This is a genomic window from Duganella margarita (genome assembly GCF_009857535.1).
In the GTDB taxonomy this organism is placed as follows: Bacteria; Pseudomonadota; Gammaproteobacteria; order Burkholderiales; family Burkholderiaceae_D; genus Rugamonas; species Rugamonas margarita.
Genome location: NZ_WWCS01000004.1, coordinates 295,706 through 322,448 on the forward strand (window position 1 = coordinate 295,706; position 26,743 = coordinate 322,448).

Annotated in this window: 27 protein-coding genes; 6 read left to right on the top strand and 21 right to left on the bottom strand. The window is 63.0% G+C overall.

Annotated features, from left to right (window positions below; translation table 11 throughout):
* Positions 1 to 3 precede the first annotated feature (3 nt).
* From GTP55_RS08525 to GTP55_RS08590, 14 genes are all read right to left on the bottom strand, one after another.
* A complete protein-coding gene (locus tag GTP55_RS08525; protein ID WP_161044508.1) occupies positions 4 to 1,599 on the bottom strand; it encodes an SEL1-like repeat protein in 1,596 nt (531 codons plus the stop codon).
* Entirely contained in the window at positions 1,599 to 3,842 is a 2,244-nt protein-coding gene (locus tag GTP55_RS08530; RefSeq protein WP_229257836.1) for an EAL domain-containing protein, read from the bottom strand. The genes GTP55_RS08525 and GTP55_RS08530 overlap by 1 nt, the downstream gene beginning before the upstream one ends.
* A gap of 7 nt (positions 3,843 to 3,849) precedes the next feature.
* Positions 3,850 to 5,952, bottom strand: coding sequence for an HDOD domain-containing protein (locus GTP55_RS08535; RefSeq protein ID WP_161044509.1), 2,103 nt, complete (start codon positions 5,950 to 5,952; stop codon positions 3,850 to 3,852).
* Positions 5,953 to 6,222: 270 nt separating this feature from the next.
* A complete protein-coding gene (locus GTP55_RS08540) occupies positions 6,223 to 7,503 on the bottom strand; it encodes a multidrug effflux MFS transporter (protein WP_161044510.1) in 1,281 nt (426 codons plus the stop codon).
* Between the two features lie 114 nt (positions 7,504 to 7,617).
* Positions 7,618 to 8,817, bottom strand: a complete 1,200-nt coding sequence (locus GTP55_RS08545) for a THUMP domain-containing class I SAM-dependent RNA methyltransferase (RefSeq protein WP_371868308.1) — start codon at positions 8,815 to 8,817, stop codon at positions 7,618 to 7,620.
* A 108-nt stretch (positions 8,818 to 8,925) separates the two neighbouring features.
* Positions 8,926 to 9,528 (bottom strand): 2-hydroxychromene-2-carboxylate isomerase, encoded by a 603-nt coding sequence (locus GTP55_RS08550; RefSeq protein WP_161044511.1) that lies wholly within the window; start codon positions 9,526 to 9,528, stop codon positions 8,926 to 8,928.
* A gap of 10 nt (positions 9,529 to 9,538) precedes the next feature.
* Positions 9,539 to 9,961, bottom strand: coding sequence for a CopD family protein (locus GTP55_RS08555; protein WP_161044512.1), 423 nt, complete (start codon positions 9,959 to 9,961; stop codon positions 9,539 to 9,541).
* Positions 9,962 to 9,970: 9 nt separating this feature from the next.
* Positions 9,971 to 11,236, bottom strand: coding sequence for a glutamate-5-semialdehyde dehydrogenase (locus tag GTP55_RS08560; protein ID WP_161044513.1), 1,266 nt, complete (start codon positions 11,234 to 11,236; stop codon positions 9,971 to 9,973).
* 94 nt (positions 11,237 to 11,330) lie between these two features.
* Complete coding sequence (gene holA, locus GTP55_RS08565) at positions 11,331 to 12,347, bottom strand: DNA polymerase III subunit delta (RefSeq protein ID WP_161044514.1); 1,017 nt, start codon at positions 12,345 to 12,347, stop codon at positions 11,331 to 11,333.
* A 9-nt stretch (positions 12,348 to 12,356) separates the two neighbouring features.
* On the bottom strand, positions 12,357 to 12,986 hold the full coding sequence (locus GTP55_RS08570) for an LPS-assembly lipoprotein LptE (protein WP_161044515.1): 630 nt from the start codon (positions 12,984 to 12,986) through the stop codon (positions 12,357 to 12,359).
* An 8-nt stretch (positions 12,987 to 12,994) separates the two neighbouring features.
* A complete protein-coding gene (gene leuS / locus GTP55_RS08575; RefSeq protein WP_161044516.1) occupies positions 12,995 to 15,616 on the bottom strand; it encodes a leucine--tRNA ligase in 2,622 nt (873 codons plus the stop codon).
* Between the two features lie 84 nt (positions 15,617 to 15,700).
* Entirely contained in the window at positions 15,701 to 16,192 is a 492-nt protein-coding gene (locus GTP55_RS08580; protein ID WP_161044517.1) for a hypothetical protein, read from the bottom strand.
* Between the two features lie 2 nt (positions 16,193 to 16,194).
* Positions 16,195 to 17,118, bottom strand: coding sequence for a 3D domain-containing protein (locus GTP55_RS29530; RefSeq protein ID WP_202423624.1), 924 nt, complete (start codon positions 17,116 to 17,118; stop codon positions 16,195 to 16,197).
* Positions 17,119 to 17,120: 2 nt separating this feature from the next.
* Positions 17,121 to 17,666, bottom strand: a complete 546-nt coding sequence (locus GTP55_RS08590; RefSeq protein WP_161044518.1) for a PAAR domain-containing protein — start codon at positions 17,664 to 17,666, stop codon at positions 17,121 to 17,123.
* Positions 17,667 to 17,765: 99 nt separating this feature from the next.
* On the opposite strand from GTP55_RS08590, the gene GTP55_RS08595 reads away from it, so the two are divergent.
* Genes GTP55_RS08595 through map form a run of 3 tightly spaced genes read left to right on the top strand, consistent with a single transcriptional unit; the run spans position 17,766 to position 19,837 of the window.
* Complete coding sequence (locus tag GTP55_RS08595) at positions 17,766 to 18,545, top strand: DUF6597 domain-containing transcriptional factor (protein ID WP_161044519.1); 780 nt, start codon at positions 17,766 to 17,768, stop codon at positions 18,543 to 18,545.
* A 42-nt stretch (positions 18,546 to 18,587) separates the two neighbouring features.
* A complete protein-coding gene (locus tag GTP55_RS08600; RefSeq protein WP_161044520.1) occupies positions 18,588 to 18,953 on the top strand; it encodes a VOC family protein in 366 nt (121 codons plus the stop codon).
* 44 nt (positions 18,954 to 18,997) lie between these two features.
* On the top strand, positions 18,998 to 19,837 hold the full coding sequence (gene map, locus GTP55_RS08605) for a type I methionyl aminopeptidase (protein ID WP_161044521.1): 840 nt from the start codon (positions 18,998 to 19,000) through the stop codon (positions 19,835 to 19,837).
* Here map and GTP55_RS08610 read toward each other — a convergent pair.
* The 5 genes from GTP55_RS08610 to GTP55_RS08630 are packed head-to-tail and all read right to left on the bottom strand — an operon-like array spanning position 19,824 to position 22,718.
* Positions 19,824 to 20,150 (bottom strand): barstar family protein, encoded by a 327-nt coding sequence (locus tag GTP55_RS08610; protein WP_161044522.1) that lies wholly within the window; start codon positions 20,148 to 20,150, stop codon positions 19,824 to 19,826. The genes map and GTP55_RS08610 overlap by 14 nt on opposite strands.
* The gene (locus GTP55_RS08615) at positions 20,150 to 20,575 is read right to left on the bottom strand and encodes an ExbD/TolR family protein (RefSeq protein WP_161044523.1); all 426 of its coding nucleotides are present in this window, start codon (positions 20,573 to 20,575) and stop codon (positions 20,150 to 20,152) included. The genes GTP55_RS08610 and GTP55_RS08615 overlap by 1 nt, the downstream gene beginning before the upstream one ends.
* Before the next feature lie 16 nt (positions 20,576 to 20,591).
* Positions 20,592 to 21,257: a MotA/TolQ/ExbB proton channel family protein gene (locus GTP55_RS08620; protein WP_161044524.1), complete on the bottom strand. Its 666-nt coding sequence runs from the start codon at positions 21,255 to 21,257 to the stop codon at positions 20,592 to 20,594.
* The gene (gene dapB, locus GTP55_RS08625; protein ID WP_161044525.1) at positions 21,254 to 22,060 is read right to left on the bottom strand and encodes a 4-hydroxy-tetrahydrodipicolinate reductase; all 807 of its coding nucleotides are present in this window, start codon (positions 22,058 to 22,060) and stop codon (positions 21,254 to 21,256) included. Before dapB ends, GTP55_RS08620 begins: the two co-directional genes overlap by 4 nt.
* Before the next feature lie 13 nt (positions 22,061 to 22,073).
* Positions 22,074 to 22,718, bottom strand: a complete 645-nt coding sequence (locus GTP55_RS08630) for an outer membrane protein assembly factor BamE (protein WP_161044526.1) — start codon at positions 22,716 to 22,718, stop codon at positions 22,074 to 22,076.
* A 182-nt stretch (positions 22,719 to 22,900) separates the two neighbouring features.
* Between GTP55_RS08630 and fur the strand changes: the two genes are divergently transcribed.
* Positions 22,901 to 23,332 carry a ferric iron uptake transcriptional regulator gene (gene fur / locus GTP55_RS08635; RefSeq protein ID WP_110845500.1) on the top strand — a complete coding sequence of 144 codons (432 nt, stop codon included), beginning with the start codon at positions 22,901 to 22,903 and terminating at the stop codon, positions 23,330 to 23,332.
* Between the two features lie 77 nt (positions 23,333 to 23,409).
* On the opposite strand, the gene hrcA is transcribed toward fur, so the two are convergent.
* Together hrcA and GTP55_RS08645 are read right to left on the bottom strand one after the other, a co-directional pair.
* Positions 23,410 to 24,426: a heat-inducible transcriptional repressor HrcA gene (gene hrcA / locus GTP55_RS08640; RefSeq protein WP_161044527.1), complete on the bottom strand. Its 1,017-nt coding sequence runs from the start codon at positions 24,424 to 24,426 to the stop codon at positions 23,410 to 23,412.
* A 47-nt stretch (positions 24,427 to 24,473) separates the two neighbouring features.
* Entirely contained in the window at positions 24,474 to 25,190 is a 717-nt protein-coding gene (locus tag GTP55_RS08645; RefSeq protein WP_161044631.1) for an HAD family hydrolase, read from the bottom strand.
* Positions 25,191 to 25,366: 176 nt separating this feature from the next.
* Here GTP55_RS08645 and GTP55_RS08650 point away from each other — a divergent pair, with 176 nt between their 5' ends.
* On the top strand, positions 25,367 to 25,975 hold the full coding sequence (locus GTP55_RS08650) for a hypothetical protein (RefSeq protein WP_161044528.1): 609 nt from the start codon (positions 25,367 to 25,369) through the stop codon (positions 25,973 to 25,975).
* A 31-nt stretch (positions 25,976 to 26,006) separates the two neighbouring features.
* Positions 26,007 to 26,639, top strand: a complete 633-nt coding sequence (locus GTP55_RS08655) for a hypothetical protein (RefSeq protein ID WP_161044529.1) — start codon at positions 26,007 to 26,009, stop codon at positions 26,637 to 26,639.
* The last annotated feature ends 104 nt before the right edge of the window (positions 26,640 to 26,743 follow it).

Here is a 26,743-nt window from a genome sequence, read left to right on the forward strand (position 1 = left end):
CGCTTAGCCCGGCGAGCCGTCCATGCGCTCACGCAGCAGCGCGAGCTGGGCCGGCTCCATGCGGCTGGCGGCGTTGGGCAGGTAGCGGGCGGCGGCGTTGAAGCCGGCGCGGGCCGCCATGGTCAGCCACATCCAGGCCTGGCCGGCGTCCGTCTGCACGCCCTGCCCGGCCAGATACATCAGGCCCAGATTGAACTGCGCCCGCACGTGGCCCTGGCTGGCCGCCTGCAGATACCAGTGGTGCGCCTGCGCGTAATCGCGCGGCACGCCGAGGCCATTGTCATAGCGCAGACCCAGTGCAAACTGCGCCTGCGTGTGATTCTGCTCGGCCGCTTTGCGATACCATTGCGTGGCCTGCACGCTGTCGGGCTGCGGGCCGTCGTCGTTATCGAACAGCAGGCCAAGGCTGTACTGGGCCGCCGCATAATCCTGCTCGGCGGCGCGCCGGTACCAGCCCATCGCCTTGCGATAATCCTGCGGCACGCCGCGTCCCGTCTCGTAGCGCAGGCCGAGGTCGAACTGCGCCCGCAAATGCCCCTGGTCGGCGGCCTTGCGGTACCAGAAGATCGCCTCCTGGTGATCCATCATGACGCCATGGCCGGCGTCGTACAGCATGCCGAGGTGGTACTGCGCGCCGGGGAAGCCCTGCTCCGCCGCCTTGCGATACCAGAGCTGCGCCTGTTCGTAATCCTGCTCCACGCCCTGGCCATGGTCATAGCGCAGGCCGAGGTTATTCTGCGCCGCCGCGTGCCCCTGCTCGGCCGCCTTGCGATACCAGTCCAGCGCCTTCTGCTCGTCGCGCGGCACTCCCTGGCCGTTATCGTAGATCAGGCCCAGGTTGAACTGCGAGCTCGCATGGTCCTGCTCCGCCGCGCGGCGATACCACAGGATGGCCTTCTGCGAATCCTGCGCGATGCCGTCGCCTTTGTCGAAGCGCAGCGCCAGGTTGAACTGCGCCGCTGCATAGCCCTGATCGGCGGCCTTGCGATACCACGACAGCGCCTGCCCCACATCCTGCTGCACGCCCTGGCCATTGTCATAGCGCAGGCCCAGGTTGAACTGCGCGCGCGCATAGCCCTGCTCCGCCGCCTTGCGGTACCAGAAGATGGCCTGCTTGAAGTCCTGCGGCACGCCCTTGCCGGTGTCGTACATCATGCCGAGGTTATTCTGCGCGCCGGCGTCGCCCTGCTCGGCCGCCTTGCTGAACCACAGCATGGCCTGCTGCGTATCATTCGGCACGCCCTGACCCTTGGCGTACAGCCAGCCCAGGTTGTACTGCGCGGCCGCATAGCCCTGCTCCGCCGCCTTGCGGTACCACGCCGCCGCCTCCTCGAAATTCTGCTCGACGCCCTGGCCCTTCTGATACATCACGCCCAGGTTGTACTGCGCGTGTTCCAGTCCCGATTGCGCGGCCTGGCGATACCACACCACCGCCAGCTCGAAGCTCTGGGCAACGCCCTGGCCGTTGAAGTACATAAAGCCCAGGCTATGCTGGGCGTTGGCGACGCCGCGCTCGGCCAGTCCCTTCACGCGCAGGAATTCTGCGGTGTACGTGCTGCCGTTACTGGCGTCGGCGTCGTTGGGACCGTACTTCGTCATCAGGCCTGAATCGCGATCATTGAGGGTTCATACTCGGCCACCGTCACCGGCGACGCATAACGGCGGTTCTGTTCGTGCAGCACATCGATAAAGCTCTCCAGCGAAATCGGGCGGTGGTACAGATAGCCCTGCATCGTGGTGCAGCCATTGGCTTCGAGGTAACGCGACTGCACGTCGGTCTCCACGCCTTCCGCCACCAGGTGCAGACCCAGTCCGCGCGCGATCGAGATGATCGCTAAAATCACCGGATAGTGGCCGTTCTCGTCGTGGATCTCCTTGACGAAGGACTGGTCGATCTTGATGGTGTGGATCGGGAAGCGGTGCAGATACGCCAGCGACGAATAGCCGGTGCCGAAATCGTCGATCGCCACCGACACCCCCAGCTGGCACAATTTGTTGAGCTGATCGATCGCATACTGCGGATTGCGGATGCAGATATTCTCGGTGATCTCGACCTCGATCTGCGCCGGCGAAATGCCGTAGCGCGTCAGCGCGCCGCGCATCTTCTCGAAGAAGTCGCCGCGGTCCAGATACTGCGGCGACAGATTCAGCGACAGGCGGATCGCCTCGCCGCCGGCCGCGTTCCATTGCAGCAGGTCGCGGCACAGGGCGCCCAGCATCCAGTCGGAGATCGGCAGCATCAGGCCATTCTCTTCGGCGAACGGCAAAAACTCGCCGGCCGACAGCAAACCGCGCTGCGGATGGTTCCAGCGCATCAGCCCTTCGGCGCCGATGATGCGGCCGGTGGCCACGTCCAGCTGCGGCTGGTAATACATTTCCAGCTCGTTGTGCTCCAGCGCCTTGCGCAGCGCCTGTTCCAGCGCGATCTTCTGGTGCGACACATCCAGCATCGAGTTGTGATAGAAGCTGTGGCCATTCTTGCCCAGCGCTTTCACCTGATACATGGCGATGTCCGCATGGCGCAGCAGTTCGTCGATGGTTTCGCCGTCGGTCGGATACACCGCGATGCCGATCGAGGCCGAGATGTGCACCTCGTGCCCATCCAGGTCGAACGGCCGTTGCAGGCTTTCCAGGAACTTGTCGGCGATGGCCTTGGCGTCCTGGCGGTCGCGCAGCTCCGGCAGCACGATGGTGAATTCGTCGCCGCCCTGGCGCGCCAGCGTATCGCCGCGGCGCAGGCAATCCTTCAGGCGCGCCGCCACCTGCTGCAGCAGTTCGTCGCCTTTGACGTGGCCCAGCGTATCGTTGACCAGCTTGAAGCGGTCCAGATCGACGAACATCACCGCCAGCTCGGTCAGTTTGCGCTTGGCCTGGATCACGGCCAGGCCCAGACGGTCCTTGAACAGCATGCGGTTCGGCAGGTCGGTCAGGATGTCGTGATAGGCCTGGTACGAAATCACTTCCTCGGCGCGCTTGCGGTCCGTGATGTCGCGCGCCACGCCGTAGGTGCCGAAGAACTCGCGCGTCTTCACGTCGTGGTCGGGAACGTGCATGCCGATCGCGTTGAGCGAAATCGTCATCAGCGTATTGTTGAAGGTGCGCTCGACGCCACCGCCGGCGCCGCTGCCGGGATGGCACTTGAGGCGCAGCTCGACGTTGCGCGAAGCCCGTTCATCGACGCGGCGCTCGTTGAACGCATAGCGCGCGCGCTCCTGGTCTTCATCGTGCACCAGCACCGAGTAATGGCGGCCGATCAGCTCTTCGCGCGTAAAGCCTAGCAGCTGCTGCACGCGGTCGTTCACGAACGTGAATTTGCCTTCGTGGTTCAGCGTGTAGATGATGTCCGGCGACGAGTCCACCAGGTAGCGGTACATTTTCTCCGAGTTTTCCAGCTGGCCGGCGATGCGCTCGTTCTCCACCGCCAGCTGACGCTTCTGCAGCGCGTTCTTGACGGTCTTGAGCAACTCCTCGCGGCTGTACGGCTTGCGCAGGTAGTCGTAGGCGCCGCGCTTCAGCGCGCCGATGGCCGCTTCGATGCCGACATCACCGCTCATCATGATCACATCGCAGTCGATGTCGCGGGCGTTGATGTAATCCATGATCTCATGGCCGCTCATATCGGGCAGGCGCAGGTCGAGCAGGATCAGATCGAATTTCATCTTGGTCAGCTGCGCCAGCGCCTCGCTGCCGCAGGTGGCGGTCACCAGATGGTAATCGCGGTCTCGCAGCAACTCATACAACGACGACAGCAGGCGCGGTTCGTCATCGACAAGCAGCAGACGGGGACGATTATCAGAAGACAGAGGTTCGACGGGGGCTAGGTCGAAAGAGTTCAGGTTCATCATGGCCTTAAGCGGAATCCATCACCCGCGTTGTCACGCCGGTGAGTTGGCTGGTACTGCCTTTGGCTGGCAGCAGGATTTCAAAGGTAGTACCCGTTTTGCCGGAACGGCAGGTAATCAGGCCTTGCAGTTTCTTGACCAGGCTATGGACGATGGACAGTCCCAGGCCATGGTGAGCGCCCTCCTTGCTGCTTTGCACAGGAGAGAACAGGTTGGCCAGCACGTCTGCCGACAAACCCGGACCGGTGTCGCTCACCACCAGTTCCAGATACAGCTTGCGGTCACGGTTGACGTGGCCGCGATTCGAAATCTCGATCTTGCCGCCATCGGCCAGCGCTTCGATGGCGTTCTTGATCAGGTTAACCAGCACTTGCTTGAGCATGTCGGCGTCGCCGTCGATCTCCGCCGGCTCCTCCTGCATGCGCACCACGATCTGCACCGAGGCCGGCACGAAGTCGGTGGCGCGGAACAGGCGCAGCACGTCGTCCACCACCTTGGCGACGTCGGTGACGCGCGAGGTTTCGGTCGGCTGCAAATCGGCCAGCCCGTTAATCAGCTGGCCGACGCGGTCGATCTCCTCGTTCAGGATCGACATCTCGCCGACCACCGGCTCGCGGCGCGCCAGTTTGCTGTCCAGCACCGACAGGTAGTTCTTGATGATGGACAGCGGGTTGTTCACCTCATGCACCACGCGGCGCGAGGCTTCGCGGTATTCTTCCGCCACGTGGGCGATCTGGCGCCTGGCGTGACCGCGCTCGCTCAGCGCCGTTTCCAGCGAGGTGGCGGCCTGGGTGCCGAACGACTGCAGGAAGCGCTCGCGCTTTTGCAGCGTTTGCAGCTGCCACGCCGGCGCGCCGCCAATCAGCACACCGAGGCAGCGCTGGTTGGCCACCAGCGGCAGGCACACCATGCTGTCGCTGCCGAGAATGCGGAACAGCTGTTCTTCCGAGACGTTGAGCGCCGGGCTTTCGCGGCCGGGGTCACGGCTGATATAGGCCAGCTTGCGCTCCAGCGCCGCCTGCGCCACCACGCCGCCCTTGTTCAGCGGGATCACGAATTCGGCCAGCCGTTGCTGGCCCTCGCCGGTCGATACGCCGTGCAGCGCGTGGCCGGTGGGATTCTCCAGCAGCAGCACGGCGTTTTCCAGGTCGAACAGGATGCGCGCCGAGCGCGTGATGGCTTCCAGCAGGCCCGCTTCGCCATGCTGGCGCGCGAAGGTCTGGCCCATCTCGGACACCAGCATGATGTTGCGGACCTCTTCCGACAGCCGCTGCTGCACCGGATCGACCAGCGGCGGCGCATACGCCGCCGGGGCGACGATATCGTCGGCGCCGGCCAGGTCGATGCCCAGGTAATTGGCCGACTTCTCCACCTGGCGCGCGGCGTTGCTGACGATCTGCTCCAGCTTCTCGCCATCCAGGTTGCACAGGCGCGCCGCCTGCTCGATGGCCTGCTCCTGGTCTTCGTGGCAGCACAGCAGGTGCGCCAGGCGCACGATGCGGATCAGCGGGTGCGCCGCTTCCAGGCGGCTAATCGGTTCATGGTGATACAGCACGCTGTCGGCCAAGAAGGAATCGAGGTTCCAGCGTTCGATCAGCCAGGCGCCGGCTTCCGAGTGGGTGATTTGCAGCGTGCGTTGTTCGACCGCGCACAGGTCTTCGTCATCGCGCGCGGTAAAGTTGAAGGCGTATTCTTTGGGCGCCGTGGCCAGCAGCGCGAGGCGGCCGACGTTGTGCAGCAGACCGGCCAGGTAGGCCTCTTCCACGTGCGGGTATTCCATCTGGCGGGCGACGTCGCGGGCGATGACGGCGGTGGTCAGCGAGCCTTTCCAGAAGCCGCGCAAGTCGGTGCTGGCGGAATGCGGGAAGCTGTTAAAGGTCTGGAACACCGATTCGCTGATCACCAGCGTCTTGATCATGTCGGTGCCGAGCGATACCAGCGACTGCTCCAGGCCCACCGTGCGCTGGTTGCGATGGTAGGCCGAGCTGTTGGCGACAGTGAGGATCTTGCTGGTCATCGCCGCGTCCTTGGCGATGAGGGCGGCCAGCTCCGGCATGCCGGCGTCGTCGGCTTGCAAGTGCTCAATCAACTTGATGAGTATCTGCGGCATGGCCGGCAGACGGGCAATCAGCAGTCGATTGCGAATATCATGATCAGATTGTTGATGCATCGTATCAAACATTGCCGCCAGTAGACATCGATCAAAGAGCGGAACTCAACGGCCAAATTCCACCAACGTTAGGTTTCATGCGGGTTCCAAGCGCGTTTCGGACCTAAAATAATCGCGCTAAAAAATTATCTTAGCATAAAGTCTGATAATAACTTAACACGTGGAAAAATTTCTTTCTCAACTAAGCCACTTTCCTGTCGTTAACGTTTATCAGGCCGGATAGCGCGCTAGCATGCGCCGGTAATGACGCGACGTCAACCACAAAGCGAGAGCAGAGGCACTAAAGGCCATCTGTCCGGCGGCTAACCACAAAGCCGAATGTGAGAGAAACGGGGCAATCACCCCCGCCACGATGGCGCCCAGCAGGGTGACCGCGAACGACTGCACCGAGGCGACCGTACCCCGGATGTGAGGGAACAGGTCCAGCGCCAGCAGCGTCGCCCCCGGCGCCACCATCGACATCCCGAACGTATAAAACAACATCGGCAGCACGGTCCACGGCAGCGCCGGCGGCAACAAGCTGTGATACAACAGATTGACACTGGATGCCGCCAGCAGGAAGCAGAAACCGATGCCGATCTGGCGCGCGAAGGGCATCTTGCCGGCGATGCGGTTGGCGGCCAGCGCGCCGAGGAAGATGCCGCTCACCGAGGGGATGAACAGCCAGGCGAATTGCGACGGCCCGAGGTGCAGTTCCTCGGGCAGGAACACCGGCGCGGCGGCGATGTAGATAAACAGGCCGGCGAAATTCAGCGCCACCACGCCGGTCTTCAGGTGGAACAGCGGCGAGCGCAGGATTTCGCTGTAATTGCGGACCAGGAAGCGCGGATTGAACGGGTGGCGCTTCTCCGGCGGCAGCGTCTCCGGCAGGCGGCGATAGCAGAAAATAAACAGCAGCGTGCTGTAGGCCAGCAGCGACAGGAAGATGGCGCGCCAGTCGAACAGCGTGACGATCCAGCCGCCCAGAATCGGCGCGATAGCCGGGGCGATCGAAAAGATCATGGTCACCAGCGACAGCAGACGGGCGGCGGCGGCATCCGCATACAGGTCGCGGATAATGGCGCGGCCGACCACCACGCCGGCGCCGGCCGAAATGCCTTGCATGATGCGGAAAACCCACAGGTAGTGGACGGTGTGGGCGGAAGCGCAGCCCAGCGTGCCGATGGCGAACATCGCCAGCGACACCAGGATGACGTTGCGGCGGCCGAAGGCGTCCGACAATGCGCCGTGCCACAACACCATGCCGGCGAAGGCCAGCATATAGAAGGTGAGGCTTTGCTGCACTTCCAGCGGCGTGGCGTGCAGCGTGGACTGGATGTTGGGGAAAGCCGGCAGGTAGGCGTCGATGGAGAACGGGCCGATCATCGACAGCCCGGCCAGCATCACGGCCAGCGCGGCGGCGGTGAGGGGTTTGCGGTGCGATGGTTCGGGGGGCGGGACGTCGTGATCGAGGTCCTGGTCGGGCAGGTCGGCGGGAGGAGTAGGCAGCATAACGGTTTCCGGTCAGGTTTGCCCTGCCCCGTCATTCCCGCGCCAGCGGGAATCCATACGCAGCATGAGGGCTGGCGGCGCATGGGTTCCCGCCTGCGCGAGAACGCCGCGCGCTTACTCTTTTGGCTTGGCGGCCTCGCGGCGGTTAAAGCCGGCCACCATATCGAAGCGGAACAAACGGCATTCCAGCGCGCCGTTGAAGAATGGCGTCTTGCGCGACTCCTTCAAGCGCAGCAGCTTGGGCACGCCCAGATCCGCCGTAAACAGATACACCGTCCAACCGGCAAAGCGCTGCTTCAGCGTGCTGCTGAAATCCGCATAGAAGCTGTTGGCCAGTTCATCCTGCGGCAAGGTGCTGTCGCCACGCACGCCGATACGCTCGCCGTACGGAGGATTGGTCAGCAAAATGCCCGGCACCGAGGTCGGCGCCTGCACCTGCTGCGCCTCGATCTGCTTCATCGGCACATCAAACAGAATGCCCGCGCTGCGCAGGTTGTGACGCGCCATCTCCACCATATCGCCCGAAATATCGGAACCGAAAATGGTCGGCTCGGACGGCAGCGGATTCGGCTTGATGGCCGCCTTCATGTCCTGCCACACCTTGGCGTCGAAGTCATGGAACTTCTCGAACGCGAAACGGCGGCGCGCGCCCGGCGGCACGCCCTGCACCATCTGCGCCGCTTCGCACAGGATGGTGCCGGAACCGCACATCGGGTCGAACAGCGGTATGCCCGGCTTCCAGCCGGCCACGCGCAGCAGGCCGGCGGCCAGGTTTTCGCGCAGCGGCGCGTCGCCGGTCTCGGTACGCCAGCCGCGCTTGAACAGCGCCTCGCCCGAGGTATCCAGGTAGACGATGAACTGGTGCGCGTCGACGAAGCCGAAGATACGCATGTCCGGTTCCTTGGTATCGACCGAAGGACGCTTCTTATATTGATCGAGGAAGCGGTCGCAGATCGCGTCCTTGATCTTCAGCGTGGTGAATTCCAGGCTTTTCAGCGGGGACTTCACCGCCGTGAGATCCACGCGGATGGTGTGGTCGTAGCCGAACCATTCTTCCCATGGCTGCTCCAGGGTCAGGTCGTAGATGTCGTTTTCGTTCTTGTAGCCGCCGGCAGCCATGCGCATCAGCACGCGCGACGCAATGCGCGAGTGCAGATTCATGAGATAAGCGTCGGTCAATTCGCCCGATGCATGCACGCCGCCCGGTACTTCGTTGTGCACCTTGAGGGTGGTGCTGTGTTGTGCGATTTCGCGCAGTTCTTCGGCTAACGCCGCTTCCATGCCGCGCGGGCATGGGCAAAAGAAGGATGCCATAGGTGTACCTTTTGTCCGTTAATAAACCGTGCCGTCGTCGCTTCCGCAACAGCGGGAGCCCATACCCGGCACGCTCAGCATGGATTCCCGCCTGCGCGGGAACGACGGTTATTTCTGCATTGCGCGCTCCAGGAAGTCCAGACGATCCTGGCCCCAGAAGCTTTCGCCTTCCAACACATACCACGGCGATCCGAACACGCTGGCGGCGTTCGCATCGTCCGTATTGCGGTCATACTCGGCCTGCGCACTGGCCGTTTCCGCCGACTTGACCAGCGCCTTGCCATCCAGCTCGCAACCGCCGGCAATCTGCACCAGCGTGGCTTCATCGCCGATATTCCGGTCTTCCGCCCACAGCGCGCGCATGATGGCGCCGGCCAGCGTCAAGGCGACGTCGGTGCCATGCGAAATGCGCGCGGCGACGATCATCTTGTTGGCCAGCTCCGGCGACACCGGGAAAAACTGCGGCTGCGTCTTGAGCGGAATACCGAGATACTCCGACCAGCGCGCGAGCTCCAGCAGGCGGTAAGCCTGCCGCTGCGGCGCGCGTTTGGCCAGCGGCAGGCCACCCGACACGCCAAACACCTTGCTCAAGTCGCAAGGCTTCAACTCCACCTGCACGCCATGTTTCTGCGCCAGCGCGACGAAGCGCTCGTGGCCCAGATACGCCCACGGCGAATGCGCTGCAAAGAAGTACTGACACACTTTGCTCATGATGCTTCCTTTAGAAAGGCTTGACCACCACCAGCAGCACGATGCCCAGCATCAGGAACACCGGCAGCTCATTAAACACCCGGAACCACTTGTGACTACGTTTATTCTCGCCGCGCTCGAAGCGCTTCAGGATGCCGCCGCACATATGGTGATAGCCGATCACCACCACCACCAGCGCCAGCTTGGCGTGCAGCCAGCCCGGCATGTGCGCGCCGTACGCCAGATAGATCAGGTACGCCCCGAACACCACCGCAAACACCGACAGCCACATTGAAAAACGATACAGCTTGCGCGCCATCAGCAGCAGGCGCTCGGTGGTGTTGCGATCGGTCTCCATCGCCAGGTTGACGAAGATGCGCGGCAGGTAGAACACGCCGGCCATCCAGGCGATGACGAAGAAGATGTGCAGTGCTTTGATCCAGAGGTACAGCATGAGCGATCCTTATTGTCTAACTTCTCCGTGGCCGAATACCACGTATTTCAGCGAGGTCAGACCTTCCAGGCCGACCGGGCCGCGTGCGTGCAGCTTGTCGTTGGAGATGCCGATCTCCGCGCCCAGGCCATACTCAAAACCGTCCGCAAAGCGCGTCGAGGCGTTGATCATCACCGACGCCGAATCCACTTCGCGCAGGAAGCGCATCGCCGCCGAATGGTCTTCGGTGATGATCGCTTCCGTGTGCCTGGACGAGTAAGCGCTGATGTGATCCATCGCCTCGTCCATATCCTCTACCACTTTGACCGCCAGAATCGGCGCCAGATATTCGGTCGACCAATCCTCTTCCGTCGCGTCCACCAGGTGCGGGTAGCCGGCCAGGATGGCTTTCGCTTCCGGATCGGCGCGCAGTTCGACTTCTTTGGTCGCGTACAGCGCGGCCAGTTGCGGCAGCACCGCCGGCGCGATCGCACGCGCCACCAGCAGCGTTTCCATCGTGTTGCAGGTGCCGTAGCGGTGGCACTTGGCGTTGAAGCCGATGTCCACCGCTTTCTTCATATCGGCCTTGGCGTCGATGTAGACGTGGCAGATGCCGTCCAGGTGCTTAATCATCGGCACCGTGGCTTCGGCCATCAGGCGCGCGATCAGGCTCTTGCCGCCGCGCGGCACGATCACGTCCACATATTGCGGCATGGTGATCAGGGCGCCGACGGCGGCGCGGTCGGTGGTGTCCACCACCTGCACGCCATCGGCCGGCAGGCCCGCGCCTTCCAGGCCTTCCTTGACCAGCCTGGCCAGCGCGCGGTTGCAGTGGATCGCTTCCGAGCCGCCGCGCAGGATGGTGGCGTTGCCGCTCTTGATGCACAGCCCTGCCGCATCCACCGTCACGTTCGGGCGCGATTCGTAGATGATGCCGATCACGCCCAGCGGCACCCGCATCTGGCCGACCTGGATGCCGGTCGGGCGGAATTTGAGGCCCGAGATTTCGCCGATCGGGTCCGGCAGCGCGACGATCTGGCGCAGGCCTTCGACCATGGTGGCGATGGCCTTGTCCGACAGCGCCAGGCGGTCCAGCATCGCCGGTTCCAGGCCGTTGGCAGCGGCGGCGTCCATATCCAGCTGGTTGGCGGCGCGCAGCGCGTCGGCGTCGCGTTCAATTGCATCGGCGATCAGCGTCAGCGCGCGGTTGCGCGCGGCGCTGTCGGCACGGGCCATGGCGCGCGATGCCTTGCGCGCCCGCTGGCCCAGTTGTTCCATGTACTGCTTGATGTCCATCGTTATCCCCTGCGCCGTCGTCCTCGCGAACGCGGGGACCCATACTGTGCTAGCGTTCTATGGGTCCCCGCTTGCGCGAGGACGACGGCGGTTATCAGCCGCGGGCGACTTTCAGGGCCAATTGCAGCATGGCGTCCCAGGCATCGCCGGCATACGCTTTCGCGCGCAGCCCTTTAATCATCTTGTCCACTTGCGCTGCATCCTTCATTGCCGCCTCCAGCGTCGGCAGCGACAGGCGGCGCAGCGCCGGGTCCATCATGCGTTCCTTCGGTCCCCAGATGCGATGCTCCTTCAGCAGCGCACCCAAAGGCCGGCCTTGCGCCATGCCCGCCTTCAGCTTGAGCAGCGTGCGGATTTCCTCCGACACCGCCCACAGCACCAGCGGCAGCGCTTCGCCCTCGCCTTTCAGGCCGTCCAGCATGCGGATCAACCGCGCCGGATCGCCCGCCAGCATCGCTTCACTGAGCTTGAACACATCGTAGCGCGCCACATTCAGCACCGCCTCGTGCACCTGCTCGAAGGTCAGCTTGCCCGGCTCGTGCAGCAAGGCCAGTTTTTGAATCTCCTGATGGGCCGCAAGCAGATTGCCTTCCACGCGATCGGCGATGAAATCAATGCTCTGCCGATCCGCGCTTTGCCCTTGTTGGGCAAGGCGCTGGCCTATCCAATTGGGCAACTGCGCCCGTTCCACCTGCGGGATGTCGATATACACCGCCGCCTGTTGCAGACTGGCGACCCAGGCCGCCTTCTGCGTCTGCCAGTCCAGCTTTGGCAGTGTGATCAAAGTCAGGTTGTCCGGACTCAGATCTTTTACATAGTTTTGCAGCGCCGCGCCGCCATCCTTGCCCGGCTTGCCGGTCGGGATGCGCAGCTCGATCAGCTTCTTGTCACCGAACAGCGACAGCGCCTGATTGGCCGCCAGCAGTTCGCCCCACTTGAAGCTACGCTCCACGGTCAGCACGTCACGCTCGGAATAGCCTTGCGCGCGCGCGGTCTTGCGGATCTTGTCCGCAGCCTCCAGCGCCAGCAGATGCTCGTCGCTGGTGATGACGTACAGCTGCGACAGCGATTTGCTCAAATGGCCGTCCAGCGCCTCCAACCGTAATTGCATGCGGCGCCTTTACTGAATCGGCACGGCCGGCGGAATCGTCGACGGCTGGCCCGATGGCTGCACGCCCCCCGGCAGCGGCGTCGGCGCCAGCGGCGGCAACGACATGCCGGACGTCTTGACGGCGGCGATGCGGCGCATCATCTGCTGTACCAGGTCGGTCTGCATGTCCTTGTACAGCAAGGCTTCTTCCTGTTCCTTGGCCAGCAGCTGGGTTTCGTTAAAGTCGATCGGCCGGGTCAGCGTGATCTGCGTCGGCGCCAGCAGCTCCTTGCCCTGCTTGTCGAGGACGCGGAACAGAATGCTGTAGGTCAGCAGGTACTGTCGCACGCGGCCATTGTTGTTCAGCGACAGAATGGTCTTGGTCTTGGTCTTTTCCGGATTGCTCAGGACATCGACCACGCCATCGGCATCCTTGGCGCTGGCGACCACCGTGGTGCCGCCGTTGGCGCGGATATTGCGCTTCAGATCAATCGCCAATGGCGACGACTCCGGCAGTCCCACATAAATCGTCGGGAACGGCAGCGTGTAATGGCCGCTGTCGCCGCGCAGGTGGAAACCGCAGGCCGTCACCGTCAACGATGCGGCCAGCACGGCGGCATACAGCGCGCCGCGACGGAAAAACTTCAGAGTAGTCGCCATAGTTCTCTTTACACTACGATGTTAACCAGCTTGCCCGGCACCACGATGATCTTCTTCGGCGTGCCCTCGATGAACTTCTGTACCGCTTCGTTGGCCAGTGCGGCGGCTTCGATGGATGCCTTGTCGGCGCCCTTGGCCACCACCACGCTGCCACGCAGCTTGCCGTTCACCTGGATCATCATCTCGATTTCCGATTGTTCCAGCGCGGCCGGATCAACCTGCGGCCAGGCCGCGTCGAGGATATCACCAGCGTAGCCCAGCTCTTTCCACAGCACGTGGGTGATGTGCGGCGCCACGGGGTTCAGCAGGCGCAGGAAGATCGCATAGCCTTCCGACAGCACGGCCGCTTCCACGTCCTTGGCCGATTCCAGCGTGTTGAGCATCTTCATGCAGGCCGATACCACGGTGTTGTACTGGATGCGCTTGACGTCGTAGTCGGCCTGCTGCAGCACCTTGTGCACTTCGCGGCGCAGCGCTTTGCTGGCGTCGGAAGTAGCAACAGCGGCCAGCGGCGCGCCGGCGGCGGCGATGGCTTCACGCTGCGCGTAGCCAAAGGCCCACACGCGGCGCAGGAAGCGGTTGGCGCCTTCCACGCCGCTGCCCGACCATTCCAGCGTCTGCTCCGGCGGCGAGGCGAACATGGTGAACAGGCGCGCGGTGTCGGCGCCGTATTGTTCGATCTGCGCTTGCGGGTCGATGCCGTTGTTCTTCGACTTCGACATCTTCTCGGTGCCGCCGATCTGCACCGGCTGGCCGTCGTCTTTCAGGGTCGCACCTTGCGGACGGCCCTTGTCGTCCAGCGTCAGGTCGACGTCGGCCGGGTTGAACCAGATCTTCTTGCCGGAGTCTTCTTCGCGGTAGTAGGTCTCGTTCAGCACCATGCCCTGGGTCAGCAGGTTGGTGAACGGCTCGTCGAATTTCACCAGGCCGAAATCGCGCATCACCTTGGTCCAGAAGCGCGCGTACAGCAGGTGCAGCACCGCGTGTTCGATGCCGCCGATGTACTGGTCCATCGGCATCCAGTAATCGTTGCGCGCATCGACCATGGCGTCGTTCGAGCCTGGCGAGGTATAGCGCATGTAGTACCACGACGAATCGACGAAGGTATCCATGGTGTCGGTTTCGCGGCGCGCAGGCTTGCCGCACTGCGGGCAGTCGCACTTGAGGAACGCTTCGTACTTGTTCAGCGGGTTGCCGCTGCCATCAGGGACGCAGTCTTCCGGCAGCACCACCGGCAGGTCTTTTTCCGGCACCGGCACCGAGCCGCAATCGGCGCAGTTGATCATCGGGATCGGCGTGCCCCAGTAGCGCTGGCGCGAGATACCCCAGTCGCGCAGGCGGAAGGTGATCTTCTTCTCGCCCAGGCCGAGGGCGGCCATGTCGGCGGCCACTGCATCGACAGCTTCGGCGTAGCGCAGGCCGTCGTACTTACCGGAGTTGGTGACGATCGAAATCTCTTTGTCGCCGTACCATTCCTGCCAGGCTTCGGTGGAGAATTCCTGACCTTCGGCGCGGATGACCTGCTTGATCGGCAGATTGTATTTTTTGGCGAAGGCGAAATCGCGTTCGTCGTGCGCAGGCACGCCCATCACGGCGCCGTCGCCGTAGGTCATCAGCACGTAGTTGCCGACCCAGACTTCCACCTGGTCGCCGGTGATCGGATGGGTGACGAACAGGCCGGTCGGCATGCCCTTCTTCTCCATCGTCGCCATGTCGGCTTCGATGACGGAGCCCAGTTTGCACTCGGCGTTGAAGGCGGCCAGTTCCGGATTGGTCTGCGCAGCCAGCACGGCCAGCGGATGCTCGGCAGCGACGGCGCAGAAGGTCACGCCCATCACGGTGTCCGGACGGGTGGTGAACACGTACATCTTGCCGTCGCCGATCAGCGCGCCGTCGGCATCCTTGATCTGGTGCGGGAAGGCGAAGCGCACGCCGGTCGATTTGCCGATCCAGTTGGACTGCATGATGCGCACGCGCTCAGGCCAGCCTGGCAGCTTGTCGTCGACATAGCCCAGCAGCTCATCGGCGTAATCGGTGATGCGCGCGTAGTACATCGGAATCTCGCGCTTCTCGATCACCGCGCCCGAGCGCCAGCCCTTGCCGTCGATAACCTGTTCGTTGGCCAGCACGGTCTGGTCGACCGGGTCCCAGTTCACGGTGCCGGTCTTTTTGTAGATGATGCCTTTTTCCAGCATCTTGAGGAACATCCACTGGTTCCATTTGTAGTATTCCGGCTTGCACGCGGTCATTTCGCGCGACCAGTCGATGGCCAGGCCCATCAGCTCCATCTGCGAGCGCATGTGGGCGATGTTCGAGTAGGTCCATTGCGCCGGCGGCACGTTGTTGGCCATCGCCGCATTCTCGGCCGGCATGCCGAAGGCGTCCCAGCCCATCGGCATCAGCACGTTGTAGCCGTTCATGCGCAGGTAGCGGTACATCACGTCATTGATCGTATAGTTGCGGACGTGGCCCATGTGCAGCTTGCCCGATGGGTAAGGCAGCATCGAGCAGGCATAGTATTTACCTTTCGGGAAGCGCGGGTCGTGTTCGACGGCTTTATAGGCGTCGATCGCCTTCCAGTGGGATTGCGCGGCTTTTTCTACGTCGGCGGGACTATATTTATCTTGCATGATCGGTACGCGGCCAAATAGTGAATATGAACCGGACATTATACCGGTTCATTCACCCGCTGAGCGCGTAACCCTGCGGCGACCTCAATCTGGCTGATAGCGGTCACTGGAAGATGACCATTCAGGTCTTTTTTCAGTCGGCACCGTGGCTTGGTCGAAGCTCTCCAGTAGCTTCAGCGTGGCGCTGTCGTAGAGGTTTTCACGGCCTGCGAAGTGGCTGCCGCCGCAGTCGATGGCAATCCGGCTGCCGCCTTTCCAGAACCAGAAATCACGGATGAAGGGTTCGCACTTGATTGCGCGGGCCTTGCCATCGCGGTACAGACGCACCTCATTGGCACCGGCTTCGCCCTTGGCGTCAGCGCGCGCCATCACCAGCCAGGCGGCACTGTTGCCATCCGGGGCCAGTTGCGGATTGATGGCGGCGCTCTTGCTAACGATGCGCAGGTCCTTGCCGGCCGCTGTCACCAGATGTACCTGACCACCATCGTCGACATACACGTCCTTGAACGCCGCCGCTTCGACATGCAGGCTCAGCGCCAGCGCGCTGGCCGCCAGCGCAATACGAATCCAGACCATCTTTATTCTCCCAAATACTTGACGCGCCGCTGTGTGCCGTTGACTTCACCCTTGGTCCAGGCCGTGACCACCGCCTTGCCTGCGCCGAGAAAATTATCGATATGATAATTCTGGATGGCGCTACCGCGGTCGTCCGCCCAGCGCTCTCCCACGCTTTCGATATGGACCTTGCCTTTTTTCGGAATCACGTGCGGATCGACCGCAATCGAATGGTTGGCGCTGACCGGATTGAATGAGCCTATCACACCATCGGCATAGGCGAATGTCACGCTCGACTGCGTATTGACGTGGTCCCGATTGCCGCGCGCATTCCGGTGCCAGCCGCCTTCAAAGGACTGCAGGCGAATGTAGCGGCCGTCCGTACCCTTGCCCGTGCCCTGCATCGGCACGCCAGCCGCGCCGAAGAGAAAATCTTCCTTATGCTTTTCATCCAGCCCGGTGCCGTCGACCAGGGTACCGGTGAAATCGGCCTCGTCGCACACGTTATAGCCGGTGATCTTGAATTTTTCCTCGTACCAGGCTTCTTTGAAAGTGACCTTGAACTCGGCCAGCGTGACGCCTTGGGTAGTGGTAGTGATCACCGCCTCGCCTTTTTCACGGGTCTCGATGGTAAACACCAGCTCGCCATTGTCGTCGGTCTTCGGCGGCACGGTCAGCTTGTCGCCAGGACGGCTCGATTTCAGTGCCAGCACATGTCCTGGCGCCGGCTTGCCGCCGGCACGCTGAACCAGCCGGGCTTTTAACTTGAGGTGATACAGAACTTTGTTATTCAGGGTACGCGACGCCTTTTGAATGGTCGGCAGGCTGTCGCCCAGTTCATTGGGCACAATGGTGATCGTGCACAACAGGTCATCGACCTGCACCTGGACCAGCGAGCTGGTAACGGAATTGGTGACGGCAGTGCCCACCAGCAGGAATTCGGCCATAGTCAGCTCTTCAGATAAATCTGTAATTGTTCGGCGGCCGCCGTCTTGATGCGTTGGGTCTTGCCACTGGCGTCGGTGACCCCCTCCACCTCCTGACCGCTGGCAGCCACGATTTTATAGGCGGCGTTGGCCAGCGGCTTGCCCTGCCTGTCGACCAGCTGGAATTGCTCATCGAAGGCACTGGCTGCCAGCGCGGCGGCAGCTGCAACGGCGGCCGCGCTGGCAGCTGCAGCCGCTGCGGCGCTCCCTGCAGCTGCCTCGGCTGGCGCAGCGCCACCTCCGGCCTCCACGGTATCGGTCTGCTGACTGGCGATCAGCACCGCGCCGCAGGATGTTTTCATGCCGTCAACGGCGATATTCCGCCCCATCACAAAAAAACTCATCACCCCTTCGACAATGGTGTGTGAGCCTGAGCACTTGGGACAGCTGACTTTATGACCAATACCCGCGACGGGCTTGCCCATACAGATAGTGTCCTGGTAGCCCTCCAGCACCGTACCATTGTGCGATGTTTTGTCGCCTAACCGGATGATCGCTTTCTCGCCCACGTTCGCCCTAACCAATATCAGTAAAAAATAAACATTATTTCCAGCTTACATCATCGGAGAAAAGGGCTGTGCACTATTCGTGCGTGGCATACTATCTGGATGGACTACCGAGAATATCCACCGCACCCTGCCTTAGCCGCGTATGTAGACTGCGTGTGGACGGCGCTGGCGCCGGCGGCGGCGCATACGCATCGGGTGTTGCCGGATAATTGTGTGGATATTCTTTGGCAGGATGGCGGCCAGCAGGGGTTTGCGGTCGGGATGATGTCCTCGTCCATTCTGGTTCCCAGCGCGCGGCCGGTGCGGACGTTGGCGGTGCGCTTCAAGCCGGGGATGGCGGGATTGTTTCTGGCGGCGCCGCTGCACGCGCTGACCGATCAGCGGGCGGATATCGATTTGCTGTGGGGACGCAGCGATGCCCACCGGCTGGCCGATGCGCTATGGACCAGTGACGCGCCTGAACGGGCGCGGCTGGCCATCATCGAGCGCGAGCTGTTGCGGCGGCTGCGCGCCGCCGACGTGAATGCGTCAGGCGCGGCGACGGGCGGCCTGGCGCTGGTGCAGCGGGCGCTGGCAACGCTGGAGGGCAGTGGCGATGTGCGCGTTGAGCAGGCGGCAGCCGGGCTGGGCGTGTCGCGCCAGCATCTGGCGGCACAGTTCCGTCAGCATGTCGGCCTGTCGCCCAAGCTGTTTGCGCGGATTTGCCGCTTTCGCCAGGCCACGGCTGCGATCAAGACTGCACGCGGCGCGGCGCCGGACTGGGCGCAACTGGCGCTGGACTGCGGTTACTTCGACCAGTCGCACCTGATTCACGATTTCCAGGAATTCGCCGGGAGCGCGCCCGAGCGTTTCCATTTTTCCAATCAAACCGCTGCCTGATGTGCCAAGATGGTGTTTTCACCAACTTTGCAGGAGACACTCATGATCAATGGATTGCGTACAGTAGCTTATCCGGTTAAAGACCTGGCCGCCGCCAAGGAGTGGTACACCAAGGTGTTCGGCGCCGCGCCGTATTTCGACCAGCCGTTCTACGTCGGCTTCAGCATCGGCGGCTTTGAACTGGGCCTGATCCCGGACGGTACACCCGGCACCACCGGCAGCACGGTCTACTGGGGCGTCGATGACATCGAGGCGGAAGTCGCCCGCATCACCGCGCTGGGCGCCAACATCCACGGCGCCATCCAGGATGTCGGCGAGAGCATCAAAACGGTGGAACTGGCCGACCCGTTCGGCAATGTGCTGGGGTTGATCTACAACCCCCACTTCGATTTGAAAGCGGTGCGCTAGCGATTGTGGGAAAATACTGCCTCTGCAAATAAAGAGGCCATCCCATGTCCCGCCGTAACGCCAATCTCATCAAAACGCCTGAGCAAATGGTCCAGGCCCGCGTCGCCGCCCAACTGGCGGCCGACGTGCTGACCATGATCGCCCCCCACGTCAAGCCAGGCGTGACCACGGCCTACCTCGACCAGCTGTGCAACGACTACATCGTCAACGTGCAGCAGGCGATTCCGGCCAACGTCGGCTACGGCGGCTTCCCGGCCACCGTGTGCAGTTCGGTCAACCACGTGGTGTGCCACGGCATTCCGTCGGCCGAACAGGTGCTGAAGGATGGCGACATCATCAACATCGACGTCGCCGTCATCAAGGATGGCTGGCACGGCGACACCAGTCGCATGTACTACGTCGGCGAACCGTCCAAGCCAACCCGCAAGCTGGTGGAGACCACCTACGCCGCCATGTGGGCCGGCATCCGCGCCGTCAAGCCGAAGGCGACGCTGGGCGATGTCGGCTTTGCGATCCAGACCGTGGCCGAAAAGGCCGGCTACAGCGTGGTGCTGGATTACTGCGGCCACGGCATCGGCATGGTCTACCACGAAGACCCGCAGGTGACGCACTACGGCCGTCCCGGCCAGGGCATGGTGCTCAAGCCAGGCATGCTGTTCACCATCGAGCCGATGATCAATGCCGGCAGGGCGGCGACGAAGGAATTGAGCGACGGCTGGACCGTCGAGACGCGCGACAAATCGCTGTCGGCGCAATGGGAACACATGGTGCACGTGACCGAAACCGGCTTCGAGGTGCTGACGCTGGCGCCGGGCGAAACCGGCGCCAGGTCGCAGATCCCGAACGCCGTGCCGGCCGGCGCGGCGCCTGCTAGCGCAGCGTAAGTTTCATGGCCGGCTTCTCGCCGTAGTCTTCATAGCGCTCGTTGAGGCCGGCCACGCAGTACGTCAATTCTTCCAGAATATCGGGCACGGCGGCCTGCATGGCCGGCGCGTCCTTGATGACGATTTCCAGCACTTCATTCGGCTTCAGGCGGAACTTGCTCATGCCGTCTTCATCGCGCAGATAGCTCAGGCAATCGACCCACGCATCCATGGTGTTGCCATAGGTGTCGGGAAAGCCCATCGCGGCCTTGCAGGCGGCGTGGAAGCTGGGGAAATCGGTGATGGCTGCGCCATTCAGTTCTGCGGTTGCCATTATTTTTTCTCCTTGGGATCGGTAACGAAGCCCAATTTCGTTAGTCCATTGCTCTGCGCGGCGGCCATCACCTGCGCCACGATTTCGTAGCGGGTGTCCTTGTCGGCGCGCAGTTGCAGTTCCGGTTGCGGGTCCAGCCTGGCCGCAGCGACAAAGCGCGCGTCCAGCGCGGCCTGGTCGACCGGATCGTTATTCCAGAATATCTTGCCCTTGCCGTCGATCGACAGCGTGACCGTGGCGGCCGGCGCCGACGGCGTGGCCGGCGCTTGCGCCTTCGGCAGTTCCAGCTGCACCGATCCGGTGAACATCGGCGCGGCCAGAATGAAAATCACCAGCAGGACCAGCATCACGTCCACCATCGGCGTGACGTTGATGTCAGCCATCGGGCCCGGATTGCGATGATGGTTGAAGGAGCCGAAGGCCATGAGCTTATTGGGTGACTTACTTCGTTAAGTAGGCGTGCAGGTCGTGCGCAAACGCGTCCAGCTCGGCCAGCGTCAAACGGTTGACGCGGTTGAAGCCGTTGTACGCCAGCACGGCGGGAATCGCCACCGTCAGGCCGATCGCGGTCATCACCAGCGCCTCGCCCACCGGGCCGGCCACTTTATCGATCTGCACCGAACCATGCGACGACACATTGGCCAGCGCATGGTAAATCCCCCACACCGTGCCCAGCAGGCCGACAAACGGCGCCGTGGCGCCAATCGACGCCAGCAGCGTCAAACCGCCTTCCAGCCGGTTGGTCGAGCGCTGGATGGCGCCGCGCAGCACCCGCGTGACTTGCGCCGCACGGTCCATCTCGCCGCCCAGCGACGGCCGGTCCGGTGCGCGCAGTTGCGTCGCGCCCTGCTCGGCCAGCGGCAGGAAAATCTTTTCGGGATCGGCCAGCGTCAATGCGGACACGCCATCCTGCATGGTCGGCGCATCCCAGAAGCGCTGCACCGCCGGCGCGCTGCGGCGGATGCGGTAGGCGGCGTAGGCCTTGGCCAGAATGAAGAACCAGCTGACCAGCGACATCGCCAGCAGCACAAACGCCACCGCGTGGCTGATGGCGTCGCCCTGCTCCCAGAAGCGGGACAGGGTGAATTGGCTGGCGGCCGGATTCATTGGTCTTTCAGGCCCAGCACATCGTACATATCGAACAGGCCGGTCGGCTTGTCGGCCAGGTAGCGGCAGGCGCGCAGCGCGCCGTGCGCGTAGGTCACGCGGCTGCTGGACTTGTGGCTGATTTCGATGCGTTCGCCGATGCCGGCGAACAGCACGGTATGGTCGCCGACGATGTCGCCGCCGCGAATGGTGGCGAAGCCGATCGACGAGGGATCGCGCTCGCCGGTCACGCCTTCGCGCGCGTAGACGGCGCATTCGTTCAGGTCGCGGCCCAGCGCATCGGCGATCACCTCGCCCATTTTCAGCGCGGTGCCGGATGGCGCATCGACTTTAAAGCGGTGGTGGGCTTCGACGATTTCGATGTCGTAGCCGGTCGACAGCGCCTTGGCGGCCTGCTCCAGCAGCTTCATGGTGACGTTGACGCCGACCGAGAAGTTAGGCGCGAACACGATGGCGGTTTTTTTGGCCGCTGCGGCAATCGCCGCCTTGCCGGCGTCGTCGAAACCGGTGGTGCCGATCACAAGCTTGATGCCGTGCTCGGCGCAGTAGTTCAGATGCGCCAGCGTGGCTTCCGGCCGGGTGAAGTCGATCAGGAATTGCGCGCCAGCCAGGCCCTTGTCGAACGCCGATTCCACCGCCACGCCGGCCGGCGTGCCAAGGAAGGCGGCGGCGTCGGCCTGTTCGTTGCCGGCCCGGTCCAGCGCGCCGGACAGGCGGGCGTCGTCGGCGTTCTGCACGGCTTCGATCAAAATACGGCCCATGCGGCCGCCGGCGCCGGCAATGGCGATGTTCATCTGGGTCATGCTCAAATCCTTGTTATTTCTTGTCGTTGCCAATCGTCACGCCCACTGGCGCCGCAGCGGCCGGATTGTCGGTGCCGGACGGCAGCGGTGCGGCCGGCGCCGGCTTGGCCAGCGCGGCTTCGTCAGCCGCTTCCTTCTTGGCGCTGCGCACCGGACCGGCGATGCGGGCGATGTATTCTTTTTCGGTCGGCAGGTTGCCGCCTTCCCAGCGCGCGACCTTGTTGTCCTTGTCGAAGAACACGATCACGCGGCTGGTGGTCACTTCGCCATTGCCGCGCGCCAGGCGGAAAGCGTAGTCCCAGCGGTTGCCGTGGAACGGGTCGGTCAGCAGCGCGGTGCCGAAGATGAAGCGGACCTGGTCCTGCGTCATGCCGACTTTCAACTGCGACAACATTTCTTCCGACACAAAGTTACCCTGCTGGATATCCGGGCGGTACGGGGAGAAGAACCACATGAAGCGTTGCAGCTTGGTGGTAGTGGTGGTTTGCGCGCCTTTGCTGGCGTCCAGCGTCGGGGCGGCGTCTTGAACCTCGGTGGATTTCTCGCCCAGGGTGGTTTTGGTCGCGCAGCCGCCCAGCGCCAGCGCCACGCATGCCGCGCTGGCGATAGGAGTGAAACGGTGCAACAAAGACTGCGAAAAAGCCTGGGTGACGCGCATAAATGTCCTCAATCTGGTCGAGCGTAAGTGCCGAAAAACGCTATATCATAAAGCACTCGCTGCGGGATGGGGCATTATCCGCCAAAACAAGTGCAAATCTTTGTAAATGCAAAATTCCGGACAGCCCCGGAGTGCGTTAAACTAGCGCCTAGCTATCGCCAACCACATTAAGAGTCTCGACCATGGGTAACAATCCGACCGATCTGAAGGCCAGCGGCCTCAAAGCCACGCTGCCCCGCATCAAAATCCTGGATATTTTCCAGAATAGCGAAGTGCGCCACCTGACCGCCGAGGATGTCTACAAGATCCTGCTGGCCGACAATATGGATGTGGGCCTGGCCACCGTGTACCGCGTGCTGACCCAATTCGAGCAGGCAGGCTTGCTCAACCGCAACCACTTTGAAAGCGGCAAGGCGATTTTTGAGCTGAACGCCGGTTCGCACCACGATCACCTGGTGTGCCTGGACTGCGGCCACGTGGAAGAGTTTTACGACGAGGCGATTGAAGAGCGCCAGCACGCCATCGCCGATGAGCGCGGCTTCAAGATCGCCGAGCACGCGCTGGCGATCTACGGCAACTGCACCAAGACCGCCTGCCCGCACCGCCCAGCCTGATAACGTCATTCCGGCGCACGCCGGAATCTATGCTGAGCGTGCGTTCCATGGATTCCCGCCCGCGCGGGAATGACGCGCTAGTGGTTGCTCAGCGCATTCGACAGCAACTTAGCCGTAATATCCACAATCGGTATCACCCGCTCGTAGGCCATGCGGGTTGGGCCGATCACCCCCAGCGTGCCGACGATCTTGCCGTTGGCGGTGTACGGCGCGGTGACCACGCTCATATCATCCATCGGCACCAGGCTCGATTCGCCGCCGATATAAATCTGCACGCCGCTGGCCTTGGCCGACACGTCCAGCAACTGCATCAAGCCGGTCTTCTGCTCGAACATATCGAACATCTGCCGCAGCGACGTCATGTTCGACGACAAATCGCTGACCGACAGCAGGTTGCGCTCGCCCGAGATGACCATGTCGTCCGAATCATCCTTCATCGCCTCGCTGCCGGCCTCCACCGCCACCTGCATCAGGCGGCCCATGTCGTCGCGCAGCTGCCGCACTTCATTCTGCAGGCGCGCGTGCACCTCGTCGAATGCCAGCCCGCCGTAATTCTGGTTGATGTAATTGGCCGACTGCACCAGCTGCGCCGGGCTGTAGTCGACGTCGGTCAGCAGCAGCCGGTTCTGCACGTCGCCGTTCGGCGCCACGATCACCAGCAAAATGCGTTTCTCGCCCAGCCGCAGGAATTCGATCTGCTGAAACACCGACTCGCGGCGCGGACTGAGCACCACGCCGGCAAACTGCGACAGCGACGACAGCATCTGCGCCGCATTGGTGATCATTTTCTGCGGCTGCGGCGACTGCAGGCGCAGCGGCGCCCCCATGCTTTGCTCGTCGAGCTGCTGCACGGTCAGCAAGGTGTCGACAAAGATGCGGTAGCCGCGCGGCGTCGGCACCCGGCCGGCCGAGGTGTGCGGGCTGGCCACATAGCCCAGCTCCTCCAGGTCCGCCATGATGTTGCGGATGGTGGCCGGCGACAGGTCCAGTCCGGAGATCTTGGACAGCGCGCGCGACCCCACCGGCTGGCCGTCCGCGATATAGCGTTCTACCAGGGCCTTGAGCAGGGTTTGGGCGCGAGTGTCGAGTTGCATGCTAGGTTTCAGTGCTTTTCAATGATTACAGGTAAGAGTTGTGCCTATTATGCACGGCTAAGCTGCATCTGCCCATGAATCCAGGCCAGCAGCTCGTCAAACGTGGCGCAAATGGCGTCCGGCGTGACGCCCGCCGCCAGGTGCGCCTGGCTGCCGTGGCGGTTCATCCACACCGCCCGCAGGCCGGCCGCTTGCGCGCCCTGCACGTCCAGCCGCAGGTCGTCGCCGACATAGACCGCATCCTGCGGCGCCACCCCCATCGCCGCGCAGGCGGCATGGAAGATGCCGGGATCGGGCTTGGCGCGGCCGAACTGCGAGGACGACAGCGTGTACTCGAAATGGTGGTCCATGCCGATCACTTCAAGATCGGCGTTGCCGTTGGTGATCACGCCCAGCCGCAGCATGCCCTGCAACAGCGGCAGCACCGGCAGCACGTCGGCGTACGGCGCCACGATGTTGCGCTGGGCGGCGAAATGCTGCATCGAGCCTTCGATATGGGCCGGGTCCTCGCCGGTTTCGGCAAACACCTCGGCCAGCGCCTCGCGGCGCAGCTGGTACAGGTCGGCCACCAGTTCGGGCCGGCGTTCCAGCAGCGCCATGCGGCGCACCCGCAGCTCGGCCACGCTGAAGGCCTGGGCCACGCGCGGCGCGTGCTCGGCCAGCCAGGCGTGCCAGCTCACTTCGGCGGCCAGGATGACCGGGCCGATCGGCCACAGGGTATCGTCCAGATCGAACAGCAGGGCAAGCGGGCGGCGTGGCGTCATGATGGCGAGGGAAAGTGGCAAACACGCATATTGTACGGCCAGCCGCCGGGGACACACGCTGTTACATCCATTTGCATGGGCTGTATTACCAAATGCACTAAAATACGCCGCACAAGTGTAATATGCTGCCTCCCGTGCGTGCTGCCGGTCCCTATTCGTTTTGGAGAGAGAGTTTTATGAAAAGTTCGTTTCTGCGTGCGGGTTTCGCCCTGCTGTGTGCCGTTATCCTGAGCTCGTGCGGCGGCAATAATGGCAGCCTGGCACTGTCCGGCACCATCAGCTATGTGCCGGCCACCGCCACCATCACCGGCCTGTCGCTGATTAACAATGGCAATGGCGAAAAAATCGCCATCGACGCCGGCGCCACCAGCTTCATCTTCACCAAACTGCTGGCCGTCGACGAAAAATTTGACGTGGAAGTGGCGGCCCCCGCCCCGACCAATGCCAAGTGCGTTGCCGCCTCCAACAGCGGCAACGCCAGCGTCTACACCGTCTATTACGTCACCATCACCTGTACCGCCAATCAGCGGGTGCTGGGCGGCACCGTCAAGGGCCTGACCACCACCGGCCTGGTGCTGGCCAACGGTGCCGACACCACCGCCGTGCTGCCAGCCGGCGGCGCCGACGTCAAGTTCACCTTCCCGACCAAGGTCGGCAACTCCTCCCAGTATGGCGTGACCGTGCTGACCCAGCCGACCGGCCAGACCTGCACCGTCGACCCGACGCTGAATCCTGGCACCATGCCGGACGCCGACCAGCTGGGCCTGGGCGTTACCTGCAAATAAGCTGCCGCCGTTCTAATCTTTGGAGAAATACATGAAATTTTCGTTAGTACGCGCCGTCGCGGCGCTGGCCGTGGTGGCCACCATCGCCGCTTGCGGCGGCAAGCAGCAGTTCGTGGTACAGGGCTCGGTCAGCAGCCTGAATAACAGCGGCCTGATCCTGGGCAACGGCGGCGAGCAGCTGAGCGTGCCGTCGGGCGCCACCAGCTTCGCCTTCACCAAGCAGATCAGCTACGGCACCGACTACAACATCACCATCATCAAGCAGCCTGACCACATGACCTGCGCCGTCTCGGGCGCCACCGGCTCGGCCGGATACAACGTCGCCATCCAGGCGCTGGTGTCCTGCACCCAGAACAGCTACTCGCTGGGCGGCCAGTACAGCGGCATCACCCCGGCCGCCGACGGCACCGCGCGCACCGTCACGCTGCTGAACGGCTCGACCGGCGGCACCGCCGTACTGAGCAGCGGCGTCGCCGCCACCTCGACCACCGCCAGCACGCTGACCCCGAGCGGCGACTTCAGCTTCGGCACCTTTGTGGCCGACGGCCAGGCCTACGGTGTGACGGTCGTGCCGCCAACCAACGGCCTGACCTGCACGCTGACCAACGGCACCGGCGTCATGCACGACGCCGCCGTGACCAACCTGGTGCTGACCTGCCAGTAAGAAGGAAACTGCGCCGCCGGACAGCGGCGCAGGATGTGGATGAGATATTCGATATAGAAATAATTGATATTCGGAAAATAAAGTGGCGTGATATGGCGCGACGC

Coding starts and splice junctions, on each gene's coding strand:
- GTP55_RS08525 (WP_161044508.1), bottom strand. CDS start 1,599: ATGACGAAGTACGGTCCCAACGACGCCGACGCCAGTAACGGCAGCACG.
- GTP55_RS08530 (WP_229257836.1), bottom strand. CDS start 3,842: ATGAACCTGAACTCTTTCGACCTAGCCCCCGTCGAACCTCTGTCTTCT.
- GTP55_RS08535 (WP_161044509.1), bottom strand. CDS start 5,952: ATGCCGCAGATACTCATCAAGTTGATTGAGCACTTGCAAGCCGACGAC.
- GTP55_RS08540 (WP_161044510.1), bottom strand. CDS start 7,503: ATGCTGCCTACTCCTCCCGCCGACCTGCCCGACCAGGACCTCGATCAC.
- GTP55_RS08545 (WP_371868308.1), bottom strand. CDS start 8,817: ATGGCATCCTTCTTTTGCCCATGCCCGCGCGGCATGGAAGCGGCGTTA.
- GTP55_RS08550 (WP_161044511.1), bottom strand. CDS start 9,528: ATGAGCAAAGTGTGTCAGTACTTCTTTGCAGCGCATTCGCCGTGGGCG.
- GTP55_RS08555 (WP_161044512.1), bottom strand. CDS start 9,961: ATGCTGTACCTCTGGATCAAAGCACTGCACATCTTCTTCGTCATCGCC.
- GTP55_RS08560 (WP_161044513.1), bottom strand. CDS start 11,236: ATGGACATCAAGCAGTACATGGAACAACTGGGCCAGCGGGCGCGCAAG.
- holA (WP_161044514.1), bottom strand. CDS start 12,347: ATGCAATTACGGTTGGAGGCGCTGGACGGCCATTTGAGCAAATCGCTG.
- GTP55_RS08570 (WP_161044515.1), bottom strand. CDS start 12,986: ATGGCGACTACTCTGAAGTTTTTCCGTCGCGGCGCGCTGTATGCCGCC.
- leuS (WP_161044516.1), bottom strand. CDS start 15,616: ATGCAAGATAAATATAGTCCCGCCGACGTAGAAAAAGCCGCGCAATCC.
- GTP55_RS08580 (WP_161044517.1), bottom strand. CDS start 16,192: ATGGTCTGGATTCGTATTGCGCTGGCGGCCAGCGCGCTGGCGCTGAGC.
- GTP55_RS29530 (WP_202423624.1), bottom strand. CDS start 17,118: ATGGCCGAATTCCTGCTGGTGGGCACTGCCGTCACCAATTCCGTTACC.
- GTP55_RS08595 (WP_161044519.1), top strand. CDS start 17,766: ATGGACTACCGAGAATATCCACCGCACCCTGCCTTAGCCGCGTATGTA.
- GTP55_RS08600 (WP_161044520.1), top strand. CDS start 18,588: ATGATCAATGGATTGCGTACAGTAGCTTATCCGGTTAAAGACCTGGCC.
- map (WP_161044521.1), top strand. CDS start 18,998: ATGTCCCGCCGTAACGCCAATCTCATCAAAACGCCTGAGCAAATGGTC.
- GTP55_RS08610 (WP_161044522.1), bottom strand. CDS start 20,150: ATGGCAACCGCAGAACTGAATGGCGCAGCCATCACCGATTTCCCCAGC.
- GTP55_RS08615 (WP_161044523.1), bottom strand. CDS start 20,575: ATGGCCTTCGGCTCCTTCAACCATCATCGCAATCCGGGCCCGATGGCT.
- GTP55_RS08620 (WP_161044524.1), bottom strand. CDS start 21,257: ATGAATCCGGCCGCCAGCCAATTCACCCTGTCCCGCTTCTGGGAGCAG.
- dapB (WP_161044525.1), bottom strand. CDS start 22,060: ATGACCCAGATGAACATCGCCATTGCCGGCGCCGGCGGCCGCATGGGC.
- GTP55_RS08630 (WP_161044526.1), bottom strand. CDS start 22,718: ATGCGCGTCACCCAGGCTTTTTCGCAGTCTTTGTTGCACCGTTTCACT.
- fur (WP_110845500.1), top strand. CDS start 22,901: ATGGGTAACAATCCGACCGATCTGAAGGCCAGCGGCCTCAAAGCCACG.
- hrcA (WP_161044527.1), bottom strand. CDS start 24,426: ATGCAACTCGACACTCGCGCCCAAACCCTGCTCAAGGCCCTGGTAGAA.
- GTP55_RS08645 (WP_161044631.1), bottom strand. CDS start 25,190: ATGACGCCACGCCGCCCGCTTGCCCTGCTGTTCGATCTGGACGATACC.
- GTP55_RS08650 (WP_161044528.1), top strand. CDS start 25,367: ATGAAAAGTTCGTTTCTGCGTGCGGGTTTCGCCCTGCTGTGTGCCGTT.
- GTP55_RS08655 (WP_161044529.1), top strand. CDS start 26,007: ATGAAATTTTCGTTAGTACGCGCCGTCGCGGCGCTGGCCGTGGTGGCC.